The organism is Desulfobacter sp. (assembly GCA_028768525.1).
GTDB lineage: Bacteria > Desulfobacterota > Desulfobacteria > Desulfobacterales > Desulfobacteraceae > Desulfobacter.
In genome coordinates this window covers 3,877,529-3,891,956 of sequence record CP054837.1, presented here as the reverse complement: position 1 = coordinate 3,891,956, position 14,428 = coordinate 3,877,529, and the positions used below count along the sequence as shown (strand labels likewise).

Sequence of the window (14,428 nt, the reverse complement as noted above, 5' to 3'; positions counted from 1 at the left end):
CAATAGGTTTTAGACAAAACCCGGGGCGTTGTCAAACGAATATTATTCGCCACATTTTAATAAACACCTTAAAAGAAACATAAAAAATAATCATACATAGAATATTTTATACTTATTAACAGAGAATCCCGTCCATATGACTTTGAATAATAAAGTCATGTCGTACCGCTGCAATGGATAAGATTCAGAACCGGCAACCGGCGCTTCCAGACCGTCTCTTCCGGCGGACCGGTATATCCTCAACGCCCTCATCATCGGGGCTGAACCACTTGCTTAACCGACTTGGCAAGTTCAACAAATTCATCAATGGTAAGCGTTTCCGCCCTGCGGGCCGGATCAATGCCTGCCCCTTCAAGGGCCTCTCCGGCCTGGGGTTTCTTAAGTCCCAGTTCCCCGCCGCTCATGGAATTTCTCAATGTCTTCCGGCGTTTGGAAAAGGCCGCCTTGATGACCTCAAAAAGCAGGTCCTCATCTGATTCACTCATCTCCCCCGGTTCGAAGAAGTCAAACCTCAGCACCGTGGAATCAACCTCGGGCCTGGGGAAAAAACTGTTGGGACGGATATCTGCCACATGGGAAATCTTTGCGGCATACTGAACCACGGCGGTGAGCCTGGAGTAATCCCGCCCCCCGGGAGAGGCCAGCAGTCGTACGGCCAGCTCCTTCTGGAACATGAGGAAAGCGCGGTCTATCACTCTCCTTGTTTTTACCAGTTTAAACAGAATCTGGGAGGAAATATTATAGGGCAGGTTTCCCATGACCACCAGCTTATCCTCTCCTGCGATCCCACGGATATCTGTTTTCAAAATATCCTTATTAATAATGGTGACATTATCAATCCCGTCCGCCTCAAGCTCCCCTTGGAGCAGGGGAATCATCCGCCGGTCCTTTTCCACCGCCGTCACATGTTTTGCCGCCCGGGCCAGGGGCCGGGTAATTGCCCCCAGGCCCGGCCCGACTTCCAAAACGCGGGTCTCCCCGGAGACACCGGTATGATCGACGATCATCTGGGCCGTGGCCGGGTTGGACAAAAAGTTCTGGCCCAGTTCCTTTCCGGCGTATAAATTGTTTCTCTTAAGTAATTCTCCGGGATGTGTCATGCGTTAGGGTTTCCTTCGTATATATTCAGTCATTTCCACGGGTTATTCTCCGGGCGTCGGCGCCATCATACCACATGGCGCCCTAAAGGTACAAATCATAAGCATGGAAACATTTTTTACAAGCACTGCAATCGGCGCCAACCCGGCTATTTTACTATTTTTTTACAAGTTTACTACTTGACTTTCTCCCTTGCAGGAAGTAATTTTTTAGATACTTTCGTATGCGATGCGATCCATTACCTGCAACCGGGCCGAATTGGCCTGCCGGACCCCTTTAGATCACTATTCCTACCCAGGGGCATACCGGCCAAATCAAATAAAGGAGAAATAATCATATGGAACCCAATGATCTTGGCGCAAACTGGGAAAGCTTCATTCGACTACTGCTCCACCGCCTGGACATTCCCAGTAAGGAAGACATCGCCCATCTCCATGCCAGGCTTGACAAACTGGAGCAATTAATTTATCAGAAGCAGCCTTCGGGAAGGGGCGCAGGCAGGCCCCGGACGCCAAAGAAAAAAAGTGCCTCGGCCATTGTGCTGGAAATCATAGGCAACCATCCTGAGGGCACCAATTTTAAAACCATCAAGGCGGCCACGGGATTTGATGACAAAAAACTAAGAAACATCATCTTCAGGCTGGACAAAATTAAGAAAATCGAGCGGGTGACCCGGGGCATATACAAAGCCATCTAGTGCCAGCGCGCAAACCAGGCGCTGTAATTGAGCAATAGCCCGCAGGATAGGTTGACGCCCATAACATTAGGAAGGACTATGGAAAAGATCGCATTCACGCCAGGAGAAACCATCAACGGGTATCAGATCAAACAGGTGTCCCATCTGCCCAGTATTGACGCCCATCTCATTGAACTGATCCATACGGCCACAAAGGCCGTTCACATCCACATCGCCAACAAGGATAAGGAAAACACCTTTGGCGTTTTTTTCAGAACCGTCCCCACGGATTCCACGGGGGTGGCCCATATTCTTGAGCACACCGTGCTCTGCGGCTCGGAAAAATACGGGGTCAGGGACCCGTTTTTCTCCATGATCAAAAGGAGCCTGTCCACCTTCATGAATGCATTTACGGCGTCGGACTGGACCATGTACCCCTTTTCCTCCCAGAACAAAAAAGACTACTACAACCTCATGGATGTCTACCTGGATGCGGCCTTCTTCCCCAACATAGACGAACTGAGCTTCAAGCAGGAAGGCCACCGCCTGGAATTGGAACCCAAAGAAGAGGGAGAAGCCGAACTGGTATACAAAGGGGTGGTTTACAACGAGATGAAAGGGGCCATGTCCTCGCCCAACCAGGTGCTGTCCAGAGCCCTGCTCAAAGGGCTGTACCCGGACACCACCTACTGCAATAATTCAGGAGGAGAGCCGGCGGATATCCCCGGACTCACCCACCAGGGGCTCAAAGACTTCCACGCCAAATACTACCACCCCTCCAATTCCTTTTTCTACACATACGGCGACCTTCCCCTGGAGGAAACCCTAGGGTTTATCCAGGACAAGGTGCTGTCACGGTTTGAATTTCTGGAAATGGACACCCGGGTGCCCTCCCAGCCCAGATGGGAGGCCCCCAGAACCCAGACCCAGCCCTATGCCTATGCGGACACCGGCGACCTGTCCAAGAAATTCCAGGCCTGCGTGGCCTGGCTCACGGCGGATATCTGTTCGGGATTTGATGTGCTGGTATTGACCATACTGGAGCAGATCCTTCTGGGTAATTCCGCCTCTCCCCTGCGCAAGGCCCTCATTGATGCGGAACTGGGCTCGGCCCTTTCCGACGGGACCGGATTCGACGGGGACAACCGGGACACCATGTTCGTCTGCGGCCTCAAGGATATTGAAGAAGCGGCCGTGCCCCAGGTGGAAAAAATCATCTTCGAAACCCTGGCCCGCCTGGCGGACAAGGGCATTGAAAGGCGCCTGGTGGATTCGGCCATCCACCAGATCGAATTCTACCGCAAGGAGATCACCAACACCCCCTACCCCTTCGGCATCAAGATGCTGCTCTCCTTTGCCGGCACGGTGATCCACGGCGGCGACCCCGTGTCCTGCATCAACATCGACAGGGACCTGAACCGGCTCAAGGAAGAACTGGCCAAGGGCCCCTTCCTGGAGAATAAAATCCGGGAATATTTTCTGGACAATCCCCACCGGCTCCTGTTCACCCTCAAGCCCGACAACGGCCTGGAAGACCGGCAGGTGGAAGAGACCCGGGCGGAACTCAAATCCATCCTCTCCACCCTGACCCCGGCGGATATCGAACAAATCAAGGCCGATGCCAAAGCCCTGGAGGAGCTCCAGGAAACCGAGGAGGACCTCTCCGTCCTTCCCACCCTGGAACTTGAGGACGTGCCCCCGGAGATTGAGATTATCCACCCGGATCAGATTGAGGGTGCTGCCATTTCCACCTGTTATGACAAGGCCACCTCGGGCATCCTCTATTTTACCTGCCCGGTGGGAGCCGGCAATATCCCGCCGGAACACTTTGAGATGGTGCCTTTTTTCTGCCGGGCCTTTACCAATGCGGGTACGGCCAAAAGCTCCTACGTGGACATGGCCGAACGCATGGATCTCTATACCGGCGGCATCTCCGTATCCCCCTTTTCCGGCACCTATTTCAGCGGCGAAGGGGGGGCCCACTCGTTTCTGGCCTTCCAGGGCAAGGCACTGGACCGGAACATCGACAATCTATTCGACCTCATGGACGAATTTATCACCCATTACGGCTTCACCGACCATGAACGGCTCAAAAGCCTGCTCCTCCAATACCAGGCCGGCCTGGAGTCCTCCATTGTCGCCACCGGCCACAGATACGCCATATCCCTCTCCGCCGGCCACCTGTCCAGGGCCGCCCACATCAGCGAACTCTGGCACGGCATTGCCCAGTACCAGGCAATCAAAGCCCTCACCGCCGGGATCACCCATGGAGATACGGGCAGGGACGCCCTGGAAGAGCTTTCCCTGAAACTGGCAGCCATTGCCGGTTCCCTCCTGAAGCAGGACAATTTCAAGCCGGCGGTGATCGGCGCAGAACCCTCTTTACTCCGGGCGGACCGGCGGATCAGCCAGATCCACGACAATCTCCCCAAGGGCAACCACCAGGCATTTTCAACCCCGGACATTGCCTGGGACGCCAGCCGCCCCTACCAGGGATGGTACACCAATACGGCGGTCTCCTTTGTGGGGCAGTCCTTTAAAACCGTGCGCATCACCCACCCGGACTCACCGGGGCTTGCCGTGATTTCCAAACTGCTGCGGGCCCTGTACCTGCACAAGGAAATCCGTGAAAAGGGCGGGGCCTACGGCGGGTTTGCCATGTATAATACCGAAGAGGGGATTTTCTCCTTCGGCTCCTACCGGGATCCCCACATCAAGCGGACCCTGGATGTATACGCCGATGCCTGCGATTTCATTACCCAAGGGAAATTCACACAAACCGATGTTAAAGAGGCCATCCTCCAGGTCTGCTCGGATATCGACAAACCCGACACCCCGGGGCCGGCAGCCATGAAGGCCTTTTACCGGCAGATCACCAAATTGTCAGACGAAATTCGAAAAGGATTCAAGGACGCCCTGCTGGGGCTGGATAAACAGCGGATCCAGGAAATCGCCCGGACCTATTTCACCCGGGACGAATCAGGCAAGGGCATTGCCGTCATCTCCTCGAAACCCATGCTGGAGCAGGCCAACCAGGCCCTTGAGGCGGAAGGACGGCCGCCCCTTGAGTTAAAGAAAATCTAAGCGTAATCATCAAAGAGGCGGGAGAGTTTTTCTTCCGCCTCTTTACTTATTCCGCCCCCCTGCCGGGTGATCTCAAGGGTATGGCTGCCCAGGATCCGGTAGAGGGAAGAAAACTGCGGCATTTGGGCGTCAATGTCCCTAAGGTGGCGGGAGACAATTCCGTCGTCCCCCCGGGCCACCGGACCGGTGAGGGCCGCAGCGCATCCCCTGGCCTTGATATTGGCCAGGGTCCCCTGGATCAGGGGTTCCAGAATCCCGTAGGCATCGGCCTGGTTCAGCCCTGTCTCCATGAGCAGTTTCAGGGCAAAGTCCTCCAGGGTCACCAGGTAGTTGGAGGCCACCACGGCCGAAGCATGGTAAAGGGTCTTGGCGGCCGTCGGGATGGCAAAGGCCCGGGCTCCCAGGGCTCCGACAATATCCTCCCCCAGGGCAACGGCCCCCTCCCCGCCTTCCACGGACATGTTGATGCCCGCAAAGGGATTGGCCTGCCCCCGCTCATAGGGGGTAAAGGCCTGGAGGGGATGGATGGATCCGGTTTCGGCCCCGGCATCCCGGGCCGTCCCCAGAATATCCGAGGACAGGGCCCCTGAAAGGTGGTAGACCGTGGGACATTTATCAAAGCCCCCCTCCCGGGCCAGTTCCCCGCATACCGGTTCAATCAGGGTATCCGGGGTGGTGATAAAGACAATATCTCCTGCGGCTGCGCAGTCCCCGGCATTGCTGAACACTTTTCCACGGCCCGTCATCTCACTGGCAAACCGGGCCGAGGCCTCGCTTTTACTGAAAAAACCTGCCGGTTCAAAACCGTTTTCAGCCAGAAAAACAGCCAGGGAGACCCCCACCCGGCCGCAGCCGATTACGGAGAACCGTTTCTTATTTGTACTCATAATCTTCCGATGGGAAACTGCCTTCCCTGACCTCTTTAATGTACCCGGCCAGTCCACGGTTGGTCTCGGCCGCAATGTCTGCATATTTTTTAACGAATTTGGGCAGGTAGCGGTCGGTGATGCCCAGCATATCATGGATGACCAGGATCTGCCCGTCGCAGTGGGGGCCCGCCCCGATGCCGATGGTGGGGATATCCAGTGCCTGGGTGATTTTAGCGGCAATGGGGGAGGGAATCCCTTCCAGGACCACGGAAAATGCGCCGGCGGCCTGGACATCCTTTGCATCCTGGAGCAGCCGGTCCTCATCCCGCTGGACCTTGAACCCGCCCATCTGGTGGACGGACTGGGGGGTCAGGCCGATATGGGCCTGGACCGGGATACCGGCCCTGGCAATGGCGGATATCACGGGGCAGACATCGGCCCCGCCCTCCAGCTTCACTGCAGCGGCATTGGCCTCTTTTAAAAACCGGCCGGCATTTTCCACGGCCGTATTCACATCGCCCTGGTAGGACATGAAAGGCATGTCCCCCACCACCATGGAATAGCTGCAGGCCCGGGCCACCATGGCGGTGTGGTAGAGCATCTCATCCATGGTCACCGGCAGGGTGGTCTCCTTTCCCTGGACCACCATGCCCAGGGAATCCCCCACCAGGATAACATCGACCCCGGCCCTGTCCACCAGGCCGGCAAAAGGGTAGTCATAGGCGGTGAGGGCCGTGATTTTCTTTCCCTCCCGCTTCATTTTCATTAATGTGGTTGTGGTTACCTTTGCACCCATATCGCTACCTCCTGATGGTTTTCAGTTACACGCGCTTCCCGAGCCAGTCCTGATACCGGACCATACCGGCCAGTGCCTTCACCGCCCGTTCCGGGGACGGAAAAAATACCCCCTTATAATCCGTATTATCATACCTGTAAAGTGTGCGGCTCTCCTCGTCGGTGAGCAGGCTGACGCCCAGCACGGGCTTTTCGTATTTCTGGGTCAGGCCCACCACGTATTCGGTATATTCCTCTTCCGCCTGGATCAGTGACTCCTTGAACGGGGCGGCCGCGGCGTCATCAATGTCCGGATCGGTTTTAACGATGGAATTGATCATGGCATCGGCCAAAATCCGTTTGCCGTGGATGCCCAGGTGGATCACGGCGTCGCACCCCTCCCATTTAAGCAGCTCTTCCATACAGGTTTTGGGGATATTCATATCCCCCTCGCCCACAATATCCACGGGATTGCCGTGGCTCCAGTAATCGGGCAGAATCTTGTTCAAACGGTCGATGATCCCCGGAGAAAGCTGGGGCACCTCAAGGCCGTATTCGGCACAGAGGTCGGTGGTTACCACCCCCCACCCCCCGCCCAGGGTCATGATGGCCACCCGGTTGCCTTTGGGCATGGGCAGGGAGGAGAAAACCGCCGAAAGATCCAGAAGCTCCATGGGCTGCTCCACCTGGATGATGCCGGCCTGGGCGCAGGCCGCATTGAAAACCTTGGCATCGGAAGCCATGGCACCGGTATGGGAGGAAGCGGCCTGTTCCCCCATGGATGTCCTTCCGCCCTTGAGCACCACCACCGGCTTTTTCCGGGAAACCCGGGAAGCGGATTCGAAAAACCGCCGGCCGTCCTTGACGCTTTCAAGGTAGAGGACCACTGTCCGGGTCAGCTCATCACGCTCAAAGGCTTCCATATAATCCTCAATGGTGACCATGGCTTCATTGCCCGACCCTGAAAAAGCCCTTATGCCGATATCCTGCTGCTCGGCAAAGGCCAGCAGCTGGGTGCCCATGTTGCCGGACTGGCAGACCAGGGCGGTGGAGCCGGGAAGGGGGTAGGCATTGGCGGCCGTGGTATAAAACTGGGCATGGGGATTACAAACCCCCATGGTGTTGGGCCCCAGGACCAGGATACCGGCGGCGGCCGCCTTTTCCATGATTTCGTCTTCCAGCCGTCGCCCCTCTGCCCCGACTTCCCTGAATCCCGAGGTGATGAGCAGCATCCCCTTTACTTTTTTGGCTTCCATTTCCGGAATCAGGTCCATGACCCGGTGGGCCGGCACCGTCACTACCGCCAGGTCCACATCGCAGGGGATATCGGCCAGGCTTTTGTAAACCTTGCGCCCCATGATGGTCCCCCCCTTGGGGTTGACCAGGAAGACCCGCCCCTTGAAATCCCGGGCAAAGGTATTGGTTGGCAGCATATGGCCCCATTTCCCCGGGGTGGCCGAGGCACCGACAAAGGCGATGGTCTCCGGATAATAGCAGGTGTTAAGCTTCATCAGGTCAATGTTGAACTTCGACACCCTGGGTTCAGCCGCCTCCCCCAGGACCATGAGGCCGTCCACGGCCACGGGTGTGCCGTCGGGCCCGACGATCAGGGGATTGATATCCACCTCTTTCACCTGGGGGCAGGCCATGGCCAGATCCGAGAGTCCCTGCAGCACCCGCTTCAACGCGTCCCTGTCAACGGCGGCCTCCCCCCGGAAGGGCCCCAGCAGTTTTTTGGCCTTGAGCCCTTCCACCATCTCCTCCAGGTCGGCCTCGTCCAATGGGGCGATCTTAAAGACAATATCCTCCAGGGCCTCTGTGAGCACCCCGCCCAGGCCGAACATGACCACGGGCCCGAACTGTTCATCCCTGAACAGCCCGGCCACAAGCTCCCGCTTGCCCTGGACCATGGGCTGGACCAGGAAGGATTCCAGATCCTTTCCCGCCCGCTCTTCAATGGTTGATACGGCCTCTTCAAGGCGCTGGGGTGAAGGGATTCCCACCATGACCAGTCCGGCCTCGGTCTTATGCAGTATATCTTTTCCTATTCCCTTGAGCACCAGGGGATACCCCAGTTCGTCCCCGGCCGCCAGGACCTGATCAAGGCCTTTGGCTTTTCGCTCTTCCACCACCGGCATTCCCAGGTGCCTGAAAATCTCTTTTGCCTCGTCTTCATTAAGGCTGGAAATGCCGGATGCCATGTACTTGTCGATACTTTCCCCTACCCGTTCTAATCCCGTCATGATCTCACTCCGTTAAATACAATATCTGAAATTCCGCTGGCGGTTGTCTCAATCTCCAGTTCCCTGCCAAAGATAATTTCCCCCAGACAGGCATGTTCAATGGCCCCGAGAATCACCTTTCGCACCAGCTGGGGATCGGTGCCGGCCTGGATTTCTCCGCCGGCAATTCCCTGCTCAATGACCTCGAGGATGGTGGCGGCATAGCGCCGCACCAGGCCATAGGCCCCGGAATCAAAAAATGCCGGGGAATTTCTGACCTCCAGCATGAGCATCCGGGCCAGGATCCGGTTTTCGCCGTAGCACTCCAGGCTGGTGGAAATGATTTTGTGCAATTTTTCAATGCTGCCCGATTCCCGGGAAATCCGGTCTTCTATTTTATTCTGAACCACTGCGAAATGGTCCCCCAGGACCTGGTAGAGCAGCGCCTTTTTATCCTTGAAATACTTATAGATAAGACCTTCGGTGACCGAAGCATTCCTTGCGATTTCCGCCGTGGTAATGGATTGGAAATCCTTTTGGGCCATCAGTTCGGCAAAGGAATCCATTATTCGTATCCTGCCCGGCGGATTTGTTTTTCCCTGGTGCTTCATTCCCTCATCTTCCTGTAATCATGTTTAATGCATTGGGTGAGTAACACTTACTCACAAAAAATCATCCTGTCAAGAATTAAAACCCCTGCCTTGCTTTTTTCCCGGCCCGGCCATAGGATGAAGGCATGCTAACGAATAACTAATCCCCCAATGGTATATTGGAACAAAGAATGACAATAAATTATTTCGGAGGCACCTTTTGACAATAGACCCCACCATGGACTGCCACATGCACTCCCGCTATTCCGACGGCCGCACATCCATTGACCGCCTGGCCGCATCCGCCCTTGAAAAAGGGCTGGCCGCCATCGCCGTCACCGACCACATGCCCCTGCCCTACCCCACCCGCTATGCCATGGACCGGGAGGAAATTGAGGCCTACCGGAATGAGATCCGCCTGGCCCGGGACAAATACAGCCCGGACCTCACCATCCTGGCCGGCCTTGAAATGGAATATCTCCCGGAGCAGAAGGACTGGATAAAAGAGATTGCAGACATGGGATGGGAGATGCCCATGGTCTCCATCCACGGCATTGAAAAGGATGGAAAACACTTTATGGTCAACGGCCGGGAAGATGAATTCCTTGAAACCCTGGAACACCTCTTTGACAAGGACATACAAGCTTTCTGCACCCGGTATTACACCCTGATTCAGGAGGCGGCCGCCACCGGATGGTTTGACATCGTCGGCCACCTGGATGTCATTAAAAAACACAATAAAGCCAACAAATACTTTGACGAAACCGCCCCCTGGTACAGGCCCCTTGTCCTCAATACCCTGGACGCACTGGCCGCCGCCGGCATGAAAATGGAAATCAACACCAACGGCCTCAACCATCCGACCGCATCCTTTTACCCCTCACCCTGGATCGTCACCGAGGCCCAAAAAAGGGACATCCCCATCCGCCTCGGCTCCGACGCCCATTCCCCTGAATACCTTGGACAATATTTCAATAGGATATAATCAAGCAGGATCCGCACACTAAAATAGCAACCAAGTAAACAGTTGAAATGTTTTTTAAGAGGCATAACCCGGCGGCGGCAAATTCCCAGCACAATTAATTTATCTCCGGCCAGACGGATCCCCCCTCGGTGTCCAGGCCTTGGGCGGGGAGGTCTCGCCGGCGGCGTGCAGACTGCCGGATGCCAGGACGGCACCATCCGGCAGGCCGCTCGCTCCGGAGCGGATCAGGACGACCTGCGGAGATTTAGCCGGGAGCCCTCCCCGTTCAAGGCCGGGTCTTGCCTTTCTCTTTCAAACCTTGCCGTAGGAGAACAGCTTCGAAGAAAAAGGCTTGCCAAAATTCCCAGACTACGTTTATTCTCCAATTACCTTTACTGCCGGATAACACTCAAGTATTCATGTTGCTTATATCCATATGATTATTTGTTAAGTGCTAACCCAATAATTGATGATTTTATATTGTAAGGTTTAACAACTATGAAGTATAGCCATTTAGGTATTCCGATAACTGAAAGATTTGAAGATGAAATAGAGTTGCCTCATTTAAAAATGACTGTTTCAGATCACGAGAATAACCCATACGGTATTCAATGGATGCGCTTTTGGGAAGGTGCTCCATATCCCGAGTTGGTTAAAAATATTCCTCACGTTGCTTTTGAAGTTGAAAACTTAGCAAAAGAACTTGAAGGTAAAAAGGTTATCATAGAACCGAATTCACCAAGCGAAGGCCTAACCGTAGCATTTATAGAAGTTAATGGTGCTCCTATTGAATTAATGGAATATAAAACGATAAAATAAAGCGTGCCCAATAAAACTTCCACAGCCGCCCGGTGAAGGGACGCTTTAATGTTTCATTTAATATATTAACAAATTTATTCAGTTCACTTACAGGGTATCAGATACAACAAACAAAGGGGATTTCATGCATTGGATACTGTTATCACTGGCGATATTGGCTGAGCTGGCCGGATCAACCTGTATGAAATTGTCAAATGGTTTTTCCAACTGGTATGCTTCCCTGCTGACCTTTGTATTTTACGGCATTTCTTTCAGCATCTTTATTTTTGTTCTGAAACATTTTGACCTGAGTTTTGTTTATGCCCTCTGGGCCGGAGTCGGCATACTTCTGGTTTCAATTATCGGTATGGCTTTTTTTAAGGAGCCGGTCAGTCTGATGAAGGTGGTTTCCATTCTGATCATCGTGGTCGGTGTGGTGATGCTCAACCTCTGCGAAAATACGTAAAAAGAGCGCCACAGACCCGGCCTTGAACGGGAAGGGGGCGCCTCTAAATCTCCGCGGGTCGTCCTGACCCGCAGAGAAGTGATTCGGGCTGCCGCCTATGCCGTCCTGGCGCCGGCAGCCCTCCACGCCGCGGAGCCCCCTTCCCCGCCCAAGGCCTGGGCACCGAGGTTTGCGTCGTTTATGTCAATTGCCGGGGGCTGCATACATACACAAAAAAATAGGGAACAAATTAACAATACTGGACATTTACCCGGGTTGACCCTGAAATCTATATTCGTTTGCCCTGCCGCCCTCAACTTTAAGCTTGACAACTACGGAAGCCTTGAAGTAATTACTTCTTCAAACAGGTTCAATTGAAATTGAACCGCTATGTAACAGCAGTTTTAAAAGTATATAGATAAGCCAAGAAGGCCTGATTGCACCCAGGAATTCTTGGCTTTTTTTTTGGGGGAGATATTACGGAGGATAAAAAAGAACTAAAAACCAAATAACAGCACAGGTTTAAGATAGAAAGAGGGGGGAAGGCCGCACCAGGTTCCGGTCAAAGAGCAGTGCAGCCTTCCCCGGTCAGGCCCCGTGCCGCGCCTTTACGGGGGCAGGGAGCGTTCTTTTCTTTACCACCCTGAGTCCATGGTGTCAATCATGGGGCGCCTGTCTTTTGTTCTATGCCTGTCTTTGCCCAATCCCGTGCCGAATCAACCCCTTACCTGCCCTGGGCCCTCGCCCCGGCAGGCAAGGAGACCGGCATCCGGGGAAAGGAGAGCATTGCCATGGAAATCCCGCAGGGTTTTTTTATTATTTACCAGCCTAAATACCGGGTCCCCTCTGTATTTGACCTTCACCACCGGGGGCTTTTCAAAAACCGGCCCTTTGTCACCCAGGACTTCGGCTTCAGGGTAATTGCCGATGCATCGGCCCGGGCCAGGCTCCAATGCGCCTGGATTGTGAAGGAACGGACAGACAATGAATCGGGGACGGCCTGGGACTATACCGTTAAAACGGTATTCCTGGATCTGGACAAGGACCTTAGCCTGCCTCCCGCAAAACTGGCTGATGCACTAGAAGACGACACCATGGCCCAAAAAATCGGTGAGGATCTGGCAGCCTGGCGCACGGGCTACCTTCCGGACAACAACAGTACCCGGGATCTAGAAAAGAAAATCCTGACCGCCATAGAGGACCACAAAGGCCAGCTGCGCAAAGCCCTTGTTCATAAAAACCACGACTGGATCATGGCCGGACTGGCCAGGCGGCTCCAGAATTTCAGGTTCTACCTCTACCCCAGGGTCAGGGAGACCCTCATGACCACCTACCGGGACATGGGGGGAGAATCGGACGAGGCAAGGCTGATCCGGCACATCGTATTGTTCAGCCATATCTTTGACCATGACAGGACCCCATTGTTCAAAAGGCTTGGCAGCGGCGAATTTGCGCCGGATGACCAGGCCTGGGAGTGCTGGATCGGATTTACAGGATCAGAAGATGAGTCCAGGCGGTTATGCCGCACAATGGAAGCGGTGTTCAACCCCCTGGCCCAAGACAGGGCTGCCTGAGGCGCAGTCCATAAACCCTGAAACTTAAAAATTAAGGAGAAAGAGTCTATGCAGGAAATGGAAAACGTCATGTACGTAAACAACGCTCCGCCAAGGGGTACGGACCCGGACACCATATTCTTTGTCCAGGTGGATGCCACCAAGTGCGAGGCCTGCGGTGAATGTGACAGTCACTGCGTCACCGGTGCCATCCAGCCCATCAACGAAGAGGGCATTCGCCAGGTGGTCAATCCGGCGGCCTGCATCAACTGCGGCCAGTGCCTGCTTAACTGCCCGGCCGGCGCCATCTACGAAGGGGTCAGTTATGTGGAAGAGATCTTTGAAAAGCTCAATGATCCGGATACGGTGGTTGTTTCCATGCCCGCCCCTGCCGTGCGCTACGGCCTGGCAGAGTGTTTCGGCCAGCCCGCGGGCACCTATGGGGGCGGCAAGATGCACGCCGCACTCAAGGCCCTTGGCTTTGACTATGTCTGGGACAACGAGTTTACGGCAGACCTCACCATCATGGAGGAGGGCACGGAACTGATCCACCGCATCGCCAAACCGGAAAAGGGCAAGCCCCTTCCCCAGTTCACCTCCTGCTGTCCCGGGTGGATCAAGTTCGTGGAATCCTTTTACCCGGACCTTCTGCCCCATGTCTCCACCTGCAAGTCCCCCATCGCCATGCTCGGCCCCCTGGCCAAGACCTATGGCGCCCATGAAACCCATACCCGGCCCGAAAAAATCTACACCGTCTCCATCATGCCCTGTATCGCCAAAAAATACGAAGGGCTGCGTGAGGAGATGGCCGATTCCGGTTTCAGGGATATCGACGCCACCATCAATACCCGGGAACTGGCCCACATGATCAAACGGGCGGGTATCAACTTTGCGGGCCTGCCGGACCGGGATCCAGACCCTGTACTGGGCCAGTCCACGGGCGCGGCCACCATCTTCGGCAACAGCGGCGGCGTCATGGAGGCGGCCCTGCGCCTGGCCTATGAGGAATTGTCCGGCAAGGCCCTGAAAGACCCGGCCATCAAGCTGGTGCGGACCCGGGAAGGGATCAATACGGCAGCCATCAAGGTGCCCAGTTTCGGAACGGTGAAGGTGGCGGTGGCCAGCGGTCTCGACAACGCGGCCAAGCTCTGCGACCAGGTCAGGGCCGGAAAGGCGGACTATCATTTCATTGAAATCATGACCTGTCCGGGGGGCTGCGTCAACGGCGGGGGCCAGCCCCTGGATCCGGAGGTGCGCACAGCCTCCCTGGCCCGGACCATCAGACTTGCCATGAATAAGCGGCTGGGGATTTCACCGGGCCGCCAGGTTTCCAAAGGAGGTATCATATGAAAAAA

The 14,428-nt window shown here is 55.1% G+C and carries 12 protein-coding genes; 7 read left to right on the top strand and 5 right to left on the bottom strand.

All coding sequences use genetic code 11. The features are described from left to right. Positions 1-251: 251 nt before the first annotated feature. A complete protein-coding gene (rsmA, locus tag HUN04_17300; protein ID WDP91359.1) occupies positions 252-1,100 on the bottom strand; it encodes a ribosomal RNA small subunit methyltransferase A in 849 nt (282 codons plus the stop codon). Between the two features lie 335 nt (positions 1,101-1,435). On the opposite strand from rsmA, the gene HUN04_17295 reads away from it, so the two are divergent. Together HUN04_17295 and HUN04_17290 are read left to right on the top strand one after the other, a co-directional pair. Then, entirely contained in the window at positions 1,436-1,795 is a 360-nt protein-coding gene (locus tag HUN04_17295) for a hypothetical protein (protein ID WDP91358.1), read from the top strand. A gap of 78 nt (positions 1,796-1,873) precedes the next feature. Beyond that, entirely contained in the window at positions 1,874-4,858 is a 2,985-nt protein-coding gene (locus HUN04_17290; protein ID WDP91357.1) for an insulinase family protein, read from the top strand. Here the strand turns inward: HUN04_17290 and HUN04_17285 are convergent. Genes HUN04_17285 through HUN04_17270 form a run of 4 tightly spaced genes read right to left on the bottom strand, consistent with a single transcriptional unit; the run spans position 4,855 to position 9,334 of the window. Further along, entirely contained in the window at positions 4,855-5,745 is an 891-nt protein-coding gene (locus tag HUN04_17285; protein ID WDP91356.1) for a DUF2520 domain-containing protein, read from the bottom strand. The two genes, HUN04_17290 and HUN04_17285, sit on opposite strands and share 4 nt — an antisense overlap. After that, positions 5,732-6,523 carry a 3-methyl-2-oxobutanoate hydroxymethyltransferase gene (gene panB / locus HUN04_17280; protein WDP91355.1) on the bottom strand — a complete coding sequence of 264 codons (792 nt, stop codon included), beginning with the start codon at positions 6,521-6,523 and terminating at the stop codon, positions 5,732-5,734. The genes HUN04_17285 and panB overlap by 14 nt, the downstream gene beginning before the upstream one ends. A gap of 25 nt (positions 6,524-6,548) precedes the next feature. Beyond that, the gene (locus tag HUN04_17275) at positions 6,549-8,744 is read right to left on the bottom strand and encodes an acetate--CoA ligase family protein (protein ID WDP91354.1); all 2,196 of its coding nucleotides are present in this window, start codon (positions 8,742-8,744) and stop codon (positions 6,549-6,551) included. Next, positions 8,741-9,334, bottom strand: a complete 594-nt coding sequence (locus HUN04_17270) for a TetR/AcrR family transcriptional regulator (protein WDP91353.1) — start codon at positions 9,332-9,334, stop codon at positions 8,741-8,743. Before HUN04_17270 ends, HUN04_17275 begins: the two co-directional genes overlap by 4 nt. Positions 9,335-9,533: 199 nt before the next feature. Between HUN04_17270 and HUN04_17265 the strand changes: the two genes are divergently transcribed. The 5 genes from HUN04_17265 (at position 9,534) to HUN04_17245 (ending at position 14,423) form a co-directional block, all read left to right on the top strand. Next, entirely contained in the window at positions 9,534-10,298 is a 765-nt protein-coding gene (locus tag HUN04_17265; GenBank protein WDP91352.1) for a histidinol-phosphatase, read from the top strand. A gap of 477 nt (positions 10,299-10,775) precedes the next feature. Beyond that, a complete protein-coding gene (locus HUN04_17260) occupies positions 10,776-11,096 on the top strand; it encodes a hypothetical protein (GenBank protein ID WDP91351.1) in 321 nt (106 codons plus the stop codon). A 124-nt stretch (positions 11,097-11,220) separates the two neighbouring features. Next, positions 11,221-11,541 (top strand): multidrug efflux SMR transporter, encoded by a 321-nt coding sequence (locus HUN04_17255; GenBank protein WDP91350.1) that lies wholly within the window; start codon positions 11,221-11,223, stop codon positions 11,539-11,541. A 770-nt stretch (positions 11,542-12,311) separates the two neighbouring features. Next, entirely contained in the window at positions 12,312-13,094 is a 783-nt protein-coding gene (locus tag HUN04_17250; protein ID WDP91349.1) for a hypothetical protein, read from the top strand. A 48-nt stretch (positions 13,095-13,142) separates the two neighbouring features. After that, positions 13,143-14,423 (top strand): 4Fe-4S binding protein, encoded by a 1,281-nt coding sequence (locus HUN04_17245; GenBank protein ID WDP91348.1) that lies wholly within the window; start codon positions 13,143-13,145, stop codon positions 14,421-14,423. Positions 14,424-14,428: the final 5 nt, after the last annotated feature.